This window comes from Leucobacter chironomi DSM 19883 (genome assembly GCF_000421845.1).
GTDB classification, from domain to species: domain Bacteria; phylum Actinomycetota; class Actinomycetes; order Actinomycetales; family Microbacteriaceae; genus Leucobacter; species Leucobacter chironomi.
In genome coordinates this window covers 66,665-83,702 of record NZ_ATXU01000002.1, presented here as the reverse complement: position 1 = coordinate 83,702, position 17,038 = coordinate 66,665, and the positions used below count along the sequence as shown (strand labels likewise).

The window sequence follows — 17,038 nt, the reverse complement described above, 5'->3', positions numbered from 1 at the left end:
TGTCAATCCTACAGCGAGGCGCCCTCGGCGACCGCGCCATCGGGGTGCTGCGCCCCCGCTGCGATGTCGCGCACCACCTCGGCGAGCCGCTCCACGCCGCCGTCGCGCAGCGCACGCACGAAGGCCGTGCCGACGATCGCGCCGTCGGCGTAGCCGAGCGCGTCGGCCACCTGCTCGGCGGTCGACAGGCCGATGCCGACGCAGGCGAGGTCGACGCCCTGCTCGCGCAGGCGCGCGGTGAGAGCGCGGGCGGCGGCGTCGAGCTGGGCCCGCTCGCCGGTGATGCCCATCGTGGAGACCGTGTAGACGAAGCCGCGCGAGTGCTCCACGACGAGGCGCAGTCGCGCGTCGCTCGAGCTGGGCGCTGCGAGGAACACGCGGTCGAGGCCGAGGCGGTCGCTCGTCTCGATCCACTCGGGTGCGGCTTCGGGGGTGATGTCGGGCGTGATGAGCCCGGCGCCGCCGGCCTCGGCGAGCCGGCTCGCGAAGCGCTCGACACCGTACTGCAGCACCGGGTTCCAGTAGGTCATCACGAGCACGGGCACGTCGACGGCCTCGCGCACGCGGCGCACGGCCTCGAAGACGTCGGAGACTCGGAAGCCCTCGGCGAGCGCCGTCTGGGTGGCTTCCTGGATCACCGCGCCGTCCATCACCGGGTCCGAGTAGGGCAGCCCGAGTTCGAGCACGTCGACGCCGTTGCGCGCCATCGCGATGGCCGCTTCGACGCTGGTGTCGAGGTCGGGGAAGCCCACGGGCAGATACCCGACGAGCGCGCCTCGGCGATCCTGCTTCGCGGCGCGGATCGCGGCGGCCACCTGTGATTCGTGCGCGCTCATCCCTCGAGCTCCGTTTCGCCGTCGAGCAGGCCGAAGTACCGGCCTGCGGTCGCCATGTCCTTGTCGCCGCGGCCGGACAGGCTCACGGCGATGATCGCCTCGGGGCCGAGTTCGCGGCCGATGCGGATCGCCCCCGCGAGCGCGTGGGCCGACTCGATGGCGGGGATGATGCCCTCGGTGCGGCTGAGCAGCCGCAGCGCCTGCATCGCCTCGTCGTCGGTCGCGGGGATGTACTCGACGCGGCCGATGTCGGCGAGCCAGGCGTGCTCGGGGCCGACGCCCGGGTAGTCGAGTCCCGCCGAGATCGAGTGCGACTCGATGGTCTGGCCGTCTTCGTCCTGCAGCACGTAGGTCTTCGCGCCGTGGAGCACCCCGGGGCGTCCGCGCGCGATCGACGCGGCCTGTCTGGCCGTGTCGACGCCCTCGCCGGCTGCCTCGACGCCGTAGATCTTCACGTCTTCGTCGTCGAGGAACGCGTCGAACATGCCGATCGCGTTCGAGCCGCCGCCCACGCAGGCGACGACGGCGTCGGGCAGTCTGCCGGTGCGCTCGAGCAGCTGCGCGCGCGCCTCCTCGGAGATGATCTTCTGGAAGTCGCGCACCATCGCCGGGAACGGGTGCGGGCCGGCCGCGGTGCCGAAGATGTAGTTGGTGCGCTCGACGCTCGCCACCCAGTCGCGGTAGGCCTCGTTGATCGCGTCCTTGAGCGTGCGCGAGCCCGCCTTCACCGGCACGACCTCGGCGCCGAGCAGCCGCATGCGGGCCACGTTGAGGGCCTGGCGCTCGGTGTCGACCGCGCCCATGTAGATGGTGCATTCGAGCCCGAAGAGCGCCGCCGCGGTGGCGGTGGCGACGCCGTGCTGGCCGGCGCCGGTCTCGGCGATCACGCGGGTCTTGCCGAGGCGCTTGGTGAGCAGCGCCTGGCCGAGCACGTTGTTGATCTTGTGCGAGCCCGTGTGGTTGAGGTCCTCGCGCTTGAGGAACACGCGGGCGCCGCCGGCGTGCGCCGCGAAGCGGGGCACCTCGGTGATCGGCGAGGGCCGGCCCGCGTACGAGGCGAGCAGCTCGAGCAGCTCGGCCTGGAACGCGGGGTCGCGCTTCGCCGACTCGTAGGCCTCGGTGAGCTCGTCGATCGCGGCGATGAGAGATTCGGGCATGTAGCGCCCGCCGTAGTCGCCGAAGAAGGGTCCGTGCTGGTCGCGGAGGCTGGTAACCCCGCCCGCCTGCTCTGTCATGTCGACCTCTCGGTTCGGATGCCCGGAGTGCCGAGCATGGGATCGGATGGGGGCCGCGCGTGTCGTGCGGCGTCGGTCCCCATCGCGGCCGCTCAGACGCTCAGGTACGCCTGCAGCGTGGCGATGGGATCACCGGTGACGAGCGCCTCGCCCACGAGCACGGCGTCGGCTCCGGCTTCGCGGTAGCGCTCCACATCGGCGACGTCGAGCACTGCGGACTCCGCCACGCGTACGACGCCGGCCGGGATCTGGTCGGCGACGCGGCCGAACAGGTCTCGGTCGAGCTCGAAGGTGCGGAGGTCTCGGGCGTTGACGCCGATCAGCTGAGAGCCGAGGTCGACGGCGCGCGCGACCTCGTCGGCCGAGTGCGCTTCGACGAGCGGCGTCATGCCGAGTTCGCGGATCATCTCGTGCAGCCGCTCGAGGCGATCCTGCGGCAGGGCTGCGACGATGAGCAGCACCAGGTCGGCGCCCGCGGCGCGGGCTTCGAGCACCTGGTACTCGTCGCCGATGAAGTCCTTGCGCAGCACCGGGATGCTCACGGCTTTGCGCACGGCTTCGAGGTCGGCGAGGGAGCCCTTGAACTTGCGCTCCTCGGTCAGCACGCTGACCGCGCTCGCCCCGCCCGCCTCGTACTGGGCGGCGAGGGCGTGCGGCTCGGGGATCTCCGCGAGGTGACCGCGAGACGGGCTGGCACGCTTCACCTCGGCGATCACCTTCATGTGATCAGCCGGTGCGAGCGCCAGGAGGGCGTCGAGGGCCGCCGGCCGTTCGAGGGCCGCGGCCTCGAGCTGCGCGTAGGGTCGCAGCTCGCGACGGGCCTTCGCGTCTTCGAGCGCGCCCGCGAGCAGGTTCTCGAGCACGTCAGTCGTGCGACTTGGGGCTGAACCGCGGGCCGTTCACGCCGAAGCCGGCCTTGGAGAGGATCCAGCCGAGGATCCAGCCGGCGGCGACCACACCGGCGCACACCCACACCATCGTCGCATTGTGCAGGAAGAAGAAGACGGTGCCGGCTGCGATGCCGAGCAGCATCACCACGACCGCCGTCCATGCGGCGGGCGAGTCACCGTGACCAGGGTCTCCGTGCTGGGTACTCATGAATCTCCTCTGAACAGACGTGAAGGATTCCAGCCTACCGGAAATCTCGGCGGGAGTCGGTGCCCCGGCCGGGGGTCGCGGATTTCAGTGCGCGAGCGGTGCAGGATGACTCAATCCGACGAAGTCGGGTCACCGCCCGGCCGGCCGCTCACAGAAACGCGCCAGCGTTTCGCGGCCACGCCGCCGCGAGCGCCCCGCGAGCGCCCCGCGAGCGGTGCAGGATGACTCAATCCGACGAAGTCGGGTCACCGCCTTCGGACAGCGAGTCCCAGTCGGAGATGCGGTCGGCCTTGCCGGCCGCCGGCGCCGACTTCGCGGCGTCGTACTTGCGTCCGGCGGCGCTCCACCGCCCGCCGGTGACGACGACTGCGATCCCGAGCCCGGCGGCGAGGATCCCGGCGGCCGCGCAGGCCCAAGCCCAGGCGGACAGGCTGCTCCAGATCACGGCGCCGCCGTCGCCGCCGGCGAGGCCGGTGAGTTCGGTGACACGACCGGAGATGGCGCCCGCGGGCGACAGCAGCGCGGTGGAGGTGAGGGCGACGAGCCCGGCGCCGAGCAGCGCGACGAGGCCGCCGAGCACTCGCCGGAAGACGGGGCCCGCGATGGTGAGCGCGAGCGCGGATGCGACGATCGCGATCGAGACGGGCGAGAGGGCGGCGTTCACCTCGTGGCCGGTGACGGTCTCGACCGCGTGCGTGCCGTCGAGCATGAAGGAGACCCAGGTCTGCGAACCTGCGAGCAGCGCGAGGCCGCCGGCGAGGGCGATGCCGGTGAGGGAGGTCGATTTAGCGCGCATCGGCGTCCCCCGCCCCTGCGGTCTGGAGCTCGCGCAGGGTGTTCGCGATCGCGATCGCCCGCAGCGGGGCCGCGGCCTTGCTGCTGCACTCGGCGTCCTCGGTCTCCGGGACGGAGTCCGCGACGATGCCGGCGCCGGCCTGCACGCTCGCGACGCCGCCCATGATGGTGGCGGTGCGGATGGCGATGGCGAGATCCGCCGCTCCCCCGAGGCCGAAGTAGCCGACCACGCCGCCGTAGACGCCGCGCTGCACGGGTTCGAGTTCGTCGATGATCTCGAGCGCGCGCGGTTTGGGCGCGCCGCTGAGGGTGCCGGCGGGGAAGGTGGCCCGGAACACGTCGACGGGGTTCTGACCGTCGCGGGTGCTCCCCTCGACCGTGGAGACGATGTGCATGATGTGGCTGAAGCGCTCGACGCGCATGAACTCGGTGACTTCGACGCTCGCCGGCTCGCACACGCGCAGCAGGTCGTTGCGAGCGAGGTCGACGAGCATGAGGTGCTCGGCGCGTTCCTTCTCGTCGGCGAGCAGATCGCGTTCGTGCTGCTGGTCTTCGTCGACGGTGGCGCCGCGGGGGCGCGATCCCGCGATGGGGTGCGTCATCACGTGCCCGCTCTCCTGCACGGTGACGAGCGCCTCGGGGCTCGATCCGACGACGGCGAAGGGCCGCCCGTCGCGGTCGGTGAGCTGCAGGAGGTACAGGTAGGGGCTGGGGTTGAGATGGCGCAGCACCCGGTAGACGTCGAGCGGGTCGGCGTCGCAGCGCTGGTCGAAGCGCTGCGACGGCACGACCTGGAAGATGTCGCCGTCGACGATGCGGCGCTTGGCCTGTTCGACGGACGCCATGAACTCGGCGCTGCTGGTGAGCCTGACGGGGTCGGGCTGTGCTTCGTGGTCGAGCACGCCGAGGGGCGAGGGCGCGGGTGCGGCGAGGGCGCGCTGCAGGCCGTCGAGCCGCGACTGCGCGTCGGCCCACTGCGCGTCGGCGGTCGCGGGTGAGGGATCGCCGAGCGCAGCGTCGTTGAGCACGTTCGCGAGCAGCACGACGCTGCCTTCCCGGTGGTCGATCACCACGAGTTCCGAGACGAAGCTGAGCCCTTGGGTGGGGACGCCCGGGCCGTCGCTCGGGCCGTGCTCGAGGCGTTCGAACTGGCGCACCGTCTCCCAGCCGAGGTAGCCGACGAAGCCGCTCGCGAGGGGCGGCAGGCCCGGCACCTGGGGTGCGCGCCAGCGCTCGTAGACGGCGCGCAGAGCCTCGACGGGCGCGAGGCCGGTCACGCCGCCGGGGAGTAGGCGCTGCTCGCCGAGCTCTGATCCGGAGCCGTCCGCGGTGGGCGCCCAGTGGGCGCGGCTGTCGCGCTCGCCGAGCACGCCGAAGCTGCCCGCGCCGACGAAGCTGAACCGGGTCCACACGCCGCCCTGCTCGGCCGACTCCAGCAGGAAAGTGCCGGGGCGAGAGGCCGCGACCTTGCGGTAGATGCTGACCGGTGTGTCGGCATCCGCGAAGATCTCGCGGCAGACGGGGATCACGGCGTGGGAGGCGCGTGCGGCGTCGAATGCGGCGCGCGTGGTCGTCAGTGTCACCGCTCCAGACTACCGCCCCGGCTGGGCGGCTCGCGCAGCCGGCGGTCGCAGGTGGGTGACGGCGGAGACGGCGGTCAGACCTCGGCGCTGTCCGGGTCGCCGACGAGGGCCGGGATGTCGCGGCCGGTGAAACAGCTGCGGGTGCCCGTGTGACAGGCGGCCCCGATCTGGATCACCCGCACGAGCAGGGTGTCGCCGTCGCAGTCCATCGCGACGGAGCGCACGTACTGGCGGTGGCCCGAGGTGTCTCCCTTGCGCCAGTACTCCTGGCGCGACCGGGACCAGAAGGTCACCCGGCCGCTCGTGAGGGTGCGGCGCACGGCCTCGTGATCCATCCAGGCCAGCATGAGCACGTCGCCGCTCTCGTCGTCCTGGATGACGGCGGGCAGCAGGCCGTCGCCGTTGAAGACGAGGTCGCTCGGGACGGGATCGGGGTGGGTCATGGTGTTGGCGGCTTTCGCTCGGGGTTCGGCGTGATCCGGGTCGCTCGCGGCGGCGCTCCGGATCCGGGACTATCGGACGGTCACTCCCGCGTCGGCGAGCGCGCGCTTCACCTCGCCGATCGTGAAGGTGCCGTCGTGGAACACCGACGCCGCGAGGACGGCGTCCGCGCCGGCCTCGACGGCGGGGGCGAAGTGCTCGAGCCGGCCGGCACCGCCCGAGGCGATGACCGGCACGTCCGAGAGTTCGCGCACCCGGCGGGTGAGTTCGAGGTCGAAGCCCGCGAGGGTGCCGTCGGCGTCCATCGAGTTGACGAGCAGTTCGCCGGCTCCCCGGTCGAGGGCTTCACGGCACCAGGCGAGCGCGTCGAGGTCGGTTTCGTGCTTGCCGCCGTGCGTGGTCACGACGAAACCGCTGGGGGTGCGCGGCGAACGCTTCACATCGAGCGAGAGCACGAGCACCTGCGAGCCGAAGCGGTCGGCGATCTCGCCGATCACCTCGGGCCGCGCGATCGCGCCGCTGTTGATCCCCACCTTGTCGGCGCCCACGCCCAGCAGGCGGGCGACGTCGTCGACGCCGCGCACACCGCCGCCCACTGTCAGGGGGATGAAGACCTGTTCGGCGGTGCGCTGCACCACTTCGTAGGTGGTGGAGCGGTCGTCGACGGTGGCGGTCACATCGAGGAAGGTGAGTTCGTCGGCGCCCTGCTCCGCGTACTTCGCGGCGAGTTCGACGGGGTCGCCGGCGTCGCGCAGGTTCATGAAGTTGACGCCCTTGACGACGCGGCCCGCGGCCACGTCGAGGCACGGGATCACACGCGTGGCAACACTCATCGCGGGGCTCCTAGGGTGTGTCTGGTGAATGGTTGCCGTTGCGAGCAGCGTCTGGGCGGGGTGCCTCGCAAGGCGGAGGAGGACGGTTTGCTGGGCTGTAAATCTGACGACGACAACGCAGCGAGGCGCCCCGAACAGGCGCGCGCAGTAGGCAAGGATGCACCAGACACGCCCTAGAGGCGGGCGGCGTGGATCGCGGTCACGAGGATCGCGCGCGCGCCGAGTTCGTAGAGCCGGTCCATGACGTGGTTCGCCTCGTCGGCGCGCACCATGACGCGCACCGCCACCCAGCGCTCGTCCTTCAGTGGGGACACGGTGGGCGACTCGATGCCGCCGGCGACCTCCGTCGCGGCCTCCAGCTGGTCCACGGGCAGGTCGTAGTCCATGATGACGTAGCGGCGCGCGACGAGCACGCCGCGCAGGCGGCGCAGCAGGCGTTCGATTCCGGCGTGCTCGGTGGGGCCGCCGATGAGCACGGCGGTCGACTCCAGGATCACAGGCCCGAAGATCTCGAGGCCGGCGGCGCGCAGCGTCGCCCCCGTCGAGACGACGTCGGCCACGGCGTCGGCCACGCCCAGCTGCACCGCGGACTCCACCGCACCGTCGAGCTTCACGAGTTCGGAGACGATGCCGCGGGCCCGCAGGAAGTCGTCGACGAGCTTCGGGTAGCTCGTCGCCACCCGTCGGCCCGCGAGGTGTGCGAGCTCGCTGATGTCGCCGCCCGCGGGCGCTGCGAAGCGGAACGTCGAGTCGGCGAAGTCGAGGGCGTCGATCTCCGTTGCCGCCGAGCCGGAGTCGAGCAGCAGGTCGCGGCCCGTGATGCCCACGTGCAGCGCGCCCGACCCGACGTAGGTCGCGATGTCGCGCGGGCGCAGGTAGAAGAACTCCACGCCGTTGCGGCTGTCGGTATGCACGAGCTTGCGGCTGTCCCTGCGGCCGGAGTAGCCCGCCTCGGCGAGCATGTCGGCGGCGATCTCGGAGAGCGATCCCTTGTTGGGAACGGCGATGCGCAGCATGGGGTTCCTTCGTGTGTCGTGCGAACGGGGCTGGGACGGGTCGGGTGCCGGGGCGGATCGGGCGGATCGCAGGCGCGGGGCCTGCGCGGCGGATCAGAGGTGCTTGTAGACGTCCTCGAGCTTCAGGCCCTTCGCGAGCATGAGCACCTGCAGGTGGTAGAGCAGCTGGCTGATCTCCTCGGCGCAGGCGTCGTCGCTCTCGTACTCGGCCGACATCCACACCTCGGCGGCCTCCTCGACGATCTTCTTGCCGATGGCGTGCACGCCGGCGTCGAGCTGCTGGACGGTGCCGCTTCCCTCCGGCCGGGTCTCGGCCTTCTCGGTCAACTCGGCGAACAGGTCATCGAACGATTTCACGTGACTACACTACCCTGCGCGCGGTGCGGCGGCCGCCGGATCGCGACTGCGCTCAGTGCCGGTGGGCTGCGGCGGCCGCGCGAAGCTCCGCGATCCGCTCCTCGGGCACGCCGCCGTAGACGGCGGAGCCTGCCACGAAGGTGTCGGCGCCCGCCTCGGCCGCGATCCCGATCGTGTCCTTCGAGATGCCGCCGTCGACCTGCAGCCACACGTCGAGGCCGGACTGCTGCTTCGCCTCGGCGAAGCGGCGCAGCTTGGGCATCATGTCGGCCATGAAGGACTGGCCGCCGAACCCCGGCTCGACAGTCATCACGAGCACCTGGTCGAACTCGGGCAGCAGCTCGAGGTAGGGCTCGGGGTCGGTGCCGGGCTTGAGTGCGATGCCGGCGCGGGCGCCGATCTCGCGGATGCGACGGGCGAGGCGCACGGGGTCGTCGGTGGCCTCGGCGTGGAAGGTGACGGAGTAGGCGCCGAGTTCGGCGTAGCCGGGAGCCCAGCGGTCTGCGTCGGAGATCATGAGGTGCATGTCGAGCGGGAGCGGCGAGACCGCCTGGATGCGCTCGACGATGGGCGGGCCCATCGTGAGGTTGGGCACGAAGTGGTTGTCCATCACGTCGACGTGCACGAGATCGGCCGTGGCGATGGCCTCGAGTTCGGCCTGCAGGTTGACGAAGTCGGCGGACAGGATGCTCGGGTTGATGCGCTGCGCGGTCACCCCTCGATCCTAGCGCTCGCTGCCCGCGTCACCGTCGGCGGACCCGTCGATGCCCTCGCCCCGCTCGTGGCTCGTCTCGACGATCGGGCCTGACTCGGGCGCCTCGTCGTAGCTGCGCGAGAGCAGCCGGTAGGAGCGCGTGAGCGCGGCGCCCGCGGCGAGCAGGATCGACACCAGCCCCGCGAAGATGAAGATCAGCGCGATTCCCCGCGCCTCGCCCTCGCCGAGCAGCCAGCCCCACGTCTCACGCCCCTCGGCGGTTTCCATGTAGGGCACGACCCAGAACTCGGCGACGGGCGCGATGAGGAACGAGGTGATGGGCGCGGTGGCCGCCTCGAAGGTCATGGCGAAGCCGAAGACGCGGCCCTGCTTCTCGAAGGGCACGACGCGCTGGATCACCGTCTGCTCCGCCGCCTCGATCGCGGGCATCACCGCCATGAAGAGCCAGATGCCCGCGACGAAGAGCCACCCCCACTCGCGCACGGTGAAGAGTGCGCCGAGCACGCCGGTGCACGCCACGAGGATGAGCATCGTGCGGATGGGGTTCTTGCCGAGCCCCCGCTTCGCGACGATCGCCCCGCCGACCACGAAGCCCGTGGTGGCGACGCCGAACCAGACGCCCCACATCTCGACGGGGAAGAGCGTCAGGCCGTAGGGGTCGAGCAGCGCCATGAAGACGCCCCCGGTGAGGTTGTTGAAGGTGGTGAAGATGATGAGGGCGAGCAGCCCCGGCACTGCGAGCATGGACAGGAAGCCGCCCCGGAAGTCGATGGCCCGGCGCTCCGGGTCGTGCACGATCTCGGGCTCGGCGACGCGGATCAGGTGCAGGTGCACCAGCGGCACGGCGGTGCACACCGCCGAGATGAGCATCGTGGGCCCCATGCCGAGCAGCCCCACCGACAGCCCGCTGAACACGCTCGTCGCGATGAACGCGATCCCCTGCACCGTGCCCACGAGCCCGTTCGCGTTCGCGTGGCGCTCGGTGGGCACCAGCAGGGTCACGGTGGTCGCGAGCGCGAGGTTGCGCAGCAGCTCCACCACGCAGCCGACCAGCACCACCACCGCGAACACCCAGAACCAGGGCGCGCCGAGATCGAGCAGCGGCTGCTCGCCGATCACGAAGAACATGCCGCAGGCGATGAGGAACGCGACCATCGAGATCCACGCCGAGAGCCGCATCACGCGCAGCTTGCGGAACCTGTCGACGAGGCTGCCGAAGTACATCGAGCTCAGCGCGATGATGAGCATGTACGCGCCGCCCAGCACCCCGGTCGCGAGGATGCTGCGCGTCTCGATGAACACCCAGAACACCAGCGCGAACCACAGGAAGTTGGTGGTGAGATTCGCGACGGCCGTGTTCACCAGCAGATGCAGGAACACGCGCATGCCGGAGGCCTGCGCGGGGGCGCCGGCCGGCGCGGACGAGGGCTGCGTGCGGGGCATGGAATCAGGGTACGGGCAACCACCGACATCTGCGAGGGGGTCCGGCCGTGCGGCCGGCCCCCAGCTCAGGCGAGGCGTTCGAAGAGCGCGATGAACATCGCGTCGGTGCCGTGCCGGTGGGGCCAGAGCTGGGCGCTGAGGCGTTCGCCGGCGAGGTCGAGCGGCATGCGGGCGACCCGGCGCAGCACCTCGCGCGCGTCGAGCTCGCGCAGCTCCGGGCTGCGACGCAGCAGCCGGTCGACCGCGACCCGCGTCTCGGCGAGGTGCGGCGAGCAGGTCACGTACGCGAGCAACCCGCCCGGCGCGAGATGCGCGACGGCCGCATCGAGCAGTTCCCCCTGCAGCGCCGTGAGGCCGGGCAGGTCGGCGGGCTGCTTCCGCCAGCGCGCCTCCGGCCGCCGGCGCAGCGCGCCGAGCCCCGAGCACGGCGCATCGACGAGGATGCGGTCGAAACGCGCCTCATCGCCGCCGTAGGCCGCGTCGTCGCGTCCGTCGTGGCTCACCACTTCGACCTCATCGGCGTGGGCTTCGACCGAGCGCCGCACGAGATCCGCGCGATGCTCCGACACCTCGTTGGCGCGCAGCTCCGATCCGGCGAGCGCGGCCTCCGCCGCGAGCACCGCCGTCTTGCCGCCGGGGCCGGCGCAGAGGTCGAGCCAGCGCTCCCCCGCCCGAGGCTCGCGCGCCCGGCTGAGCGCGAGCGCCGCGAGCTGCGAGCCCTGATCCTGCACGCGAACCGCTCCGGCCGGGAGATCGAGCGCGGCGATCGCCCGCGCGGGATCGCCGCCGGCGAGCTCCAGGCCGAGCGGCGACGGGCCGCTCGCCGCGAGCGCGGCCTCCTCCCGCTCGGGATCGATGCTCAGTGCCTCCGCGGTCTCGACGTCGACGTCCGCGCCGGGCAGCAGCGCGAGGCTCACCCGCGGCGACGCGTTGTCGGCGGCGAGCAGTTCGCCGAGCTCCGCCTCGCGGCCCTCCAACCGCAGCGCGTCGCGCAGCGCCCGCAGCACCCACCCCGGGTGGGAGGCCTGGGTCGCGAGCGCGGCGTCGGGGCTTCCGGCGGAGTTCGCGATCCGCGCATCCCACTCCTCGTTCGAGGATCGCCCCACTGCACGCAGCACGCCGTTCACGAAGCCGGCCGCCGCCGGGTTCGCAACCCGGCGCTGCAGCTCCACGCTCTCGTTGACGGCCGCGTGATCCGCCGTGCGCATCGCGAGCAGCTGATGCGCACCGAGGCGCAGCACGTTGAGGGTGCGCGCGTCGATCCGGGCTGCTTCGCGGTCGGCGGCCAGCTCGATGATGCGGTCGTAGCGGCCGCGCCAGCGCAGCGCCCCCGAGACCAGCTCGGTGGCGAGCGCCGCGTCGCGGCCGTCGAGACGTGCCTCGCGGATCCGGGCCGGCAGCGCGAGATTCGCGTAGGCGTCCCGATCCTCGACGTCGCGCAGCACGTCGTAGGCGACGAGTCGGGCCGGGCTGATGCGCGCACGCTGGGTCCGCTCGCCGTCGCGGTGCCGCTGCTCTCGCGGCCGATCGCCGCGGCGCTGCCGATCGGGCCGGGGTCCGCGCCCCTGGGATGCACTGCGGGTCATGACAGCTCCGCCTTCCCGCCGCGGCCGCGCAACCAGGCCGCGCCGTCCATCGCCGGCTTGCCGGCGGGCTGCACCCGGTCGAGTGCGAGCGCACCATCGGCGAGTTGCAGGATCGCGCGGCCGTCGACGAGCTCGACTCCGCCCGCGGCTCCCGGAGCGGCAAGGCCGTCGACCCGCTGCACCGCGTGCAGTTTCAGCGGCTGATCCTCGTGCAGCGCGAACGCGCCCGGTTCGGGGGTGACGCCCGCCCAGTGCGCGAGCACGCGTGCGGTCGGGGCCGACAGATCGAGGCGGCCGTCGTCGCGCGCGAGCTTGTGCGCGTAGCTCGCCTCCCCCGTCTGCGGCTCCCCCGCAGAGGGGTCGTCGCCGAGGATTGCGACGGCGTCGAGCAGCGCACCGGTGCCGAAGTCGGCGAGCTCGGTGAGCGCGTCGCCCGCCGGGGTGCCCGCCGCGAACTCGCGGGACTCACGGCTGAGCACGTCGCCGGCGTCGAGCGCCGCCACCAGGCGGAACACGGTGACCCCGAGCCGCTGCTCCCCCGCCTGCAGCGCGCGCTGCACCGGCGCGGCGCCCCGCCAGCGGGGCAGCTCCGAGAAGTGCAGGTTGATCCAGCCGTGCTCGGGCAGGCTGAGCAGCGGCTCCCGCACGAGTCCGCCGTAGGCGACGATCACACCCAGTTCGGCGTCGAGCCCGCGCACCCACTCGGTCGCGGCGTCATCGAGGCGGTTGGCCTTGAGCGTGGGAACGCCGAGCTCCTCGGCAGCGTCCGCGACGGGCGAGGGGGTGAGCACCCGCTTGCGTCCGAGCGGGGCGTCCTCGCGGGTGATGACGCCGACCACCTCGTGATCCGAGCGGGCGATGGCGCGCAGACTGGGCACGGCGAACTCGGGGGTTCCGGCAAAGACGATCCGCATCCCGCTATTCTCTCACCCGCCGGAGCTGCCGCGGCGCGCCCGCCCCATATGGGTGCGCCCGCCGCCGAGCAGCAGCGCAGCCCGTCGCCCCCAGCACCCTAGGGTGTGTCTCGTAAATCGTTGCCGTTGCGAGCAGCGACCGGGCGGGGTGCCTCGCAAGGCGGAGGAGGACGGTTTACTGGGTGTAAATCTGACGACGACAACGCAGCGAGGCGCCCCGAACGGACGCGCGCAGTAGGCGAGGATTTGCGAGACACGCCCTAGCCGTCGAACACGCCCCGGTCGTCGAAGCGCAGCCGCAGCGCCTCCGGCCGGGCACGGCCCGGAGCGCGCCCGCGCGTGCGCGAGGAGGATCCCGCGGCGTCCGCGACGAGCGCACCGCGCAGGCGGCTCGCGACCTCCGACCCCTGACCGTAGTCGAAGCGCACGATCGCTCGCACGAGACCCGGCGGGGTCTTCGCTGGTCCGCCCGGCGGGATGGGCGTCGGCCCGAGGTGATCGACACCGGGCAGCCCGGCGAGCTGTTGCAGGGCGCGCTCCACCTCGTCGGGGCCACCGCTCACACTCGCCACGCGCACGGCCGGCGGGTAGCGCAGGGCGTGGCGATCCCGCAGCTCGCCATGCAGCCACTCCTCGGTGCGGCCCGTCACGAAGGCCCGCACGACCGGGCCGCCGCCCGACGCCATGAGGCAGATGCCGTCCGGCGCGGTGAGCGCGGCGGCGTTCTCCCACCAGCGGAGGCAGTCCTCGCCCGCGCGCAGCGTCTCGAGGCTCAGGAGCCGCTCCGCATCGAGCAGCACGACCGCCCGGTATCCGCCGGCCGCGAGCGGCTCGGCGCCGCGCGTCGCCACGACGAGCGCGGGCCGCGCGTCGACGCTCTCGCGCGGATGCTCGCCGTCGCTCAGGATCACTCGCGCTCCCTCGAACTGGCGCTCGAACTGCTCGACCGTGCGCGCCGATCCCATGCCGCGCTGTTCGAGCCGACGACCGTCGCAGGAGGGGCAGCGCCAGCCCTCGGCGTGCTCGCCGCACCAGCGGCACGACGCCCGCCCCACGACGCGGAAGCCGACCGGGCCGCCGCACGCGCGGCATCTGGCGAGGTCGCCGCAGTCTCCGCACACGGCCACGGGCGCATAGCCGGGCGTGGCGACCTGTACCAGCACCGGGCCGCTGCGCAATCCCTCGCGGATGGTGCGCGCGGCGAACTCGGGAACCCGGCCCGCGAAGGCGTCGGGGGCCATCGATGCATCGGCGTGCACGACGCGGGCGCGGCGCGGCGGGTTCTGCTGCGCACGCACGTAGCCCAGGTCGACGAGCCGCTGCACCTCGGAGCTGCGGGCGTGCGACGCGAAGAAGAGCCCCGCACCCGACTGCCCGGCTCGCACGAGGGCGGCATCGCGGGCGTGCACGTACGGGGTGAGGGGCTCGGCGAGTACCGGGTCGCCGTCGTCCCACATGATGATCGCGCCGAGTTCGTGGGCGGGGGCGTAGACGGCGGATCGGTTGCCCAGCACGATGCGCGGCTCCGGGTCGAGCGCGCGGAGGAAGCCGGCGTAGCGCTCGGCGTTCGACTGCCGCGAGTCGACCCGCACGATCTCGGGGTGACCGAGCGCGGCGAGCGCATCGCGCAGCTGGTCGAGGTCTCGATAGTCGGGGGCGACGAGGATCGCGCTGCGTCCGAGGGCGTGCACTGCGATCGCGAGTCTGGCAAGCTGCGCGGCCCAGCCGCCCACCCATTCGCCCGTGTGCAGGCGCTCGGGCCCGTGCGAAGAGGTGAGCGCGAGGCGGGCGCCGGCGACGAGCGCCTCCGCGACCTGCTGCTCGGGCGCGGGCTCGGGGGCCGCGGGCGCCACCGTGGCGGCCGATGCGCCGATCTCGGGGGCGGCCGCGGCGTCGGCGGTAACCGCAGCGCCGGCGGTAGCCGCAGCGGCCGCGGCCTCCCCGGCTTCCCGGGTCTCCCCAGCAGTCGCGGCCTCCCCTCCTGCCAGGGTCTCGCCGATCTCGCCGTCGGGCCCGGCGGCAAGATGCTTCTTCTCGACGCGCACCTGACGCGTGGGGATCGCGAGGCGCAGAATGTCGCCGGCCGAACCGCCCGCGCGATCGGCGACCGCGCGGGCGAGCCGCCACACCTCGGGCGTCAGCTGCGGCACGAGGGTGACGATGTCGGCGATCGGCGACAGTTCTCCGCCGAAGTCGCTGCGCTCGGCGAACTCGATCACGTAGCCGAAGCTGCGGCGATCCTTCGATCTGAACGGCACCCGCACCCGCTGCCCGGCGCGCAGATCATCGGCCAGTTCGGCCGGCACGGCGTAGTCGAAGAGATGATCGAGCTGCGGCAGGGCCGAGTCGAGCAACACCCGGGCGACCGGGCGGCCGTCCGCCGCCTCGGCACGCTCGAACGCCGCGCCGCGCCGCTCAGGCGCGACGCCCGCCTCGCCCCCGTCGACCGTGCCCACGGCGTCCTACAGACCGGCGGCGGCCCGCAGCTCAGCGACCCGGGGGGTCGCCTCCCAGGTGAACTCGGGCAGCTCGCGCCCGAAGTGGCCGTAGGCGCTGGTGCGCGCGTAGATCGGTCGCAGCAGCGCGAGGTCGCGGATGATCGCGAGCGGGCGCAGGTCGAACACCTCGCGCACCGCGGCCTCGATCCGCTCGCGCGGCACGGTCTCTGTGCCGAAGGTCTCGACGTAGAGACCGACCGGGTGGGCGCGACCGATCGCGTAGGCCACCTGCAGTTCGGCTCGCTTCGCAAGGCCGGCGCGCACCACGTGCTTCGCGACCCACCGCATCGCGTAGGCGGCCGAGCGGTCGACCTTCGAGGGATCCTTGCCGCTGAAGGCACCGCCGCCGTGGCGGCTCGCGCCGCCGTAGGTGTCGATGATGATCTTGCGCCCGGTGAGGCCCGCGTCGCCCATCGGACCGCCGATCACGAAGGGCCCGGCGGGGTTGATGAACAGCTGCGCGTCGCCGCTCGCGAGATCGACGCGTTCGAGTACCGGACGGATCACGAGGCGCTCGACCGCGTCGCGCAGGGCTTCCTGCGAGATCTCCGCGTGGTGCTGCGTGGACACGACGACGGCCTCGACGCTGGCGGCGCGATCGCCGTCGTAGCCGATGGTGACCTGGGTCTTGCCGTCGGGGCGCAGCTCGGGCAGCTCGCCGTTCTTGCGCACCTCGGTGAGCCGCTCCGCCATGCGGTGCGCGATCCAGCTGGGCAGGGGGTGCAGCTCGGGGGTCTCGTCGGTGGCGAAGCCGAACATGATGCCCTGATCGCCGGCGCCCTGGCGGCTCAGCTCGTCGCCCTCGCCCGCGATCTCGCCGCTGCGCACCTCGAGCGAGGCGTCGACGCCGCCCGCGATGTCGGGCGACTGCTGGCCGATCGACACCGACACGCCGCACGAAGCCGCGTCGAAGCCCATCTCGGAGCTCGTGTACCCGATCTCGCGCACCGTGTCGCGCACGATCTGCGGGATCTCGACGTAGCCGCTGGTGGAGACCTCTCCGGCGACGTGCACGAGGCCGGTGGTGACCAGCGTCTCGACGGCCACGCGGGCCCCGGGATCCTGTTCGAGCATCGCGTCGAGGATCGAGTCGGAGATGCGGTCGCAGATCTTGTCGGGGTGCCCCTCGGTGACGGACTCGGAGGTGAACTGACGCAGGCTCACGGTGGGCCTCCTTCTCGTGGCTGGCTGAGTGGTGGAATCGCCGAACATGCCAGTGGCGTCGGATGCTCAGGCGGCTGCGCTGAGGCTATCCGACGCCACTGACATCGACCCGGGCATGTCGCCCGGTTACGATCTGGCCTACTCGGTCGCGGAGTCGGCCGGGTCGATCGTCTCGATGGCCTGCTCGGCCGAGGCGGCCGCATCGGCCGAGACCTCGCCGAGCATCTCGGCGGTGCTCTCCGCCTGCCGGTTCATGACGATCTTGCCCTCGACGATCTCGTGCAGAGCGATCGACAGCGGCTTGTCATCGACCGACGAGTCGACGAGCGGACCCACGTTGTCGAACAGATTGCCGTCGTGCAGATCCGTGTAGTAGTCGTTGATCTGGCGGGCGCGCTGCGAGGCGAAGATCACCAGAGCATACTTCGAATCCACCTTGTCGAGCAGATCGTCGATAGGCGGATCGATGATGCCGTTGGGGTTGGCCATGTACACACTCCTCTAGTTGACCTGTCTATCTTAGC

The 17,038-nt window shown here is 72.2% G+C and carries 16 protein-coding genes and 1 pseudogene; all 17 read right to left on the bottom strand.

Annotation, left to right across the window (positions count from 1 at the left end; all coding sequences use genetic code 11):
- Positions 1-8: 8 nt before the first annotated feature.
- Positions 9-836, bottom strand: a complete 828-nt coding sequence (trpA, locus tag H629_RS0102235; protein WP_024355734.1) for a tryptophan synthase subunit alpha — start codon at positions 834-836, stop codon at positions 9-11.
- Entirely contained in the window at positions 833-2,071 is a 1,239-nt protein-coding gene (gene trpB, locus H629_RS0102230; protein ID WP_024355733.1) for a tryptophan synthase subunit beta, read from the bottom strand. Before trpB ends, trpA begins: the two co-directional genes overlap by 4 nt.
- 92 nt (positions 2,072-2,163) lie before the next feature.
- Positions 2,164-2,934, bottom strand: a complete 771-nt coding sequence (gene trpC, locus H629_RS0102225; protein ID WP_024355732.1) for an indole-3-glycerol phosphate synthase TrpC — start codon at positions 2,932-2,934, stop codon at positions 2,164-2,166.
- A 1-nt stretch (position 2,935) separates the two neighbouring features.
- The gene (locus tag H629_RS0102220) at positions 2,936-3,169 is read right to left on the bottom strand and encodes a DUF6704 family protein (RefSeq protein WP_024355731.1); all 234 of its coding nucleotides are present in this window, start codon (positions 3,167-3,169) and stop codon (positions 2,936-2,938) included.
- A 226-nt stretch (positions 3,170-3,395) separates the two neighbouring features.
- The gene (locus tag H629_RS0102215; RefSeq protein ID WP_024355730.1) at positions 3,396-3,965 is read right to left on the bottom strand and encodes a Trp biosynthesis-associated membrane protein; all 570 of its coding nucleotides are present in this window, start codon (positions 3,963-3,965) and stop codon (positions 3,396-3,398) included.
- Positions 3,955-5,547 carry an anthranilate synthase component I gene (locus H629_RS0102210; protein WP_024355729.1) on the bottom strand — a complete coding sequence of 531 codons (1,593 nt, stop codon included), beginning with the start codon at positions 5,545-5,547 and terminating at the stop codon, positions 3,955-3,957. Before H629_RS0102210 ends, H629_RS0102215 begins: the two co-directional genes overlap by 11 nt.
- Positions 5,548-5,621: 74 nt before the next feature.
- A complete protein-coding gene (gene hisI / locus H629_RS0102205) occupies positions 5,622-5,990 on the bottom strand; it encodes a phosphoribosyl-AMP cyclohydrolase (RefSeq protein WP_024355728.1) in 369 nt (122 codons plus the stop codon).
- Positions 5,991-6,059: 69 nt separating this feature from the next.
- On the bottom strand, positions 6,060-6,821 hold the full coding sequence (hisF, locus tag H629_RS0102200) for an imidazole glycerol phosphate synthase subunit HisF (protein WP_024355727.1): 762 nt from the start codon (positions 6,819-6,821) through the stop codon (positions 6,060-6,062).
- A 173-nt stretch (positions 6,822-6,994) separates the two neighbouring features.
- The gene (gene hisG, locus H629_RS0102195; RefSeq protein ID WP_024355726.1) at positions 6,995-7,837 is read right to left on the bottom strand and encodes an ATP phosphoribosyltransferase; all 843 of its coding nucleotides are present in this window, start codon (positions 7,835-7,837) and stop codon (positions 6,995-6,997) included.
- A gap of 93 nt (positions 7,838-7,930) precedes the next feature.
- Positions 7,931-8,194, bottom strand: coding sequence for a phosphoribosyl-ATP diphosphatase (locus H629_RS0102190; RefSeq protein ID WP_024355725.1), 264 nt, complete (start codon positions 8,192-8,194; stop codon positions 7,931-7,933).
- Between the two features lie 52 nt (positions 8,195-8,246).
- Positions 8,247-8,909, bottom strand: coding sequence for a ribulose-phosphate 3-epimerase (gene rpe / locus H629_RS0102185; protein WP_024355724.1), 663 nt, complete (start codon positions 8,907-8,909; stop codon positions 8,247-8,249).
- A gap of 9 nt (positions 8,910-8,918) precedes the next feature.
- Positions 8,919-10,352 (bottom strand): MFS transporter, encoded by a 1,434-nt coding sequence (locus H629_RS0102180; protein ID WP_076623865.1) that lies wholly within the window; start codon positions 10,350-10,352, stop codon positions 8,919-8,921.
- A gap of 65 nt (positions 10,353-10,417) precedes the next feature.
- A complete protein-coding gene (locus H629_RS0102175) occupies positions 10,418-11,938 on the bottom strand; it encodes a transcription antitermination factor NusB (RefSeq protein ID WP_084705323.1) in 1,521 nt (506 codons plus the stop codon).
- Positions 11,935-12,852: a methionyl-tRNA formyltransferase gene (locus H629_RS0102170; protein ID WP_024355721.1), complete on the bottom strand. Its 918-nt coding sequence runs from the start codon at positions 12,850-12,852 to the stop codon at positions 11,935-11,937. Before H629_RS0102170 ends, H629_RS0102175 begins: the two co-directional genes overlap by 4 nt.
- Positions 12,853-13,112: 260 nt before the next feature.
- The gene (locus H629_RS0102165; RefSeq protein WP_024355720.1) at positions 13,113-15,308 is read right to left on the bottom strand and encodes a primosomal protein N' family DNA-binding protein; all 2,196 of its coding nucleotides are present in this window, start codon (positions 15,306-15,308) and stop codon (positions 13,113-13,115) included.
- A 6-nt stretch (positions 15,309-15,314) separates the two neighbouring features.
- On the bottom strand, positions 15,315-16,514 hold the full coding sequence (gene metK, locus H629_RS0102160) for a methionine adenosyltransferase (protein ID WP_024355719.1): 1,200 nt from the start codon (positions 16,512-16,514) through the stop codon (positions 15,315-15,317).
- A 252-nt stretch (positions 16,515-16,766) separates the two neighbouring features.
- Positions 16,767-17,003: pseudogene (gene rpoZ, locus H629_RS0102155) on the bottom strand (DNA-directed RNA polymerase subunit omega); the annotation flags it as partial.
- Positions 17,004-17,038 lie beyond the last annotated feature (35 nt).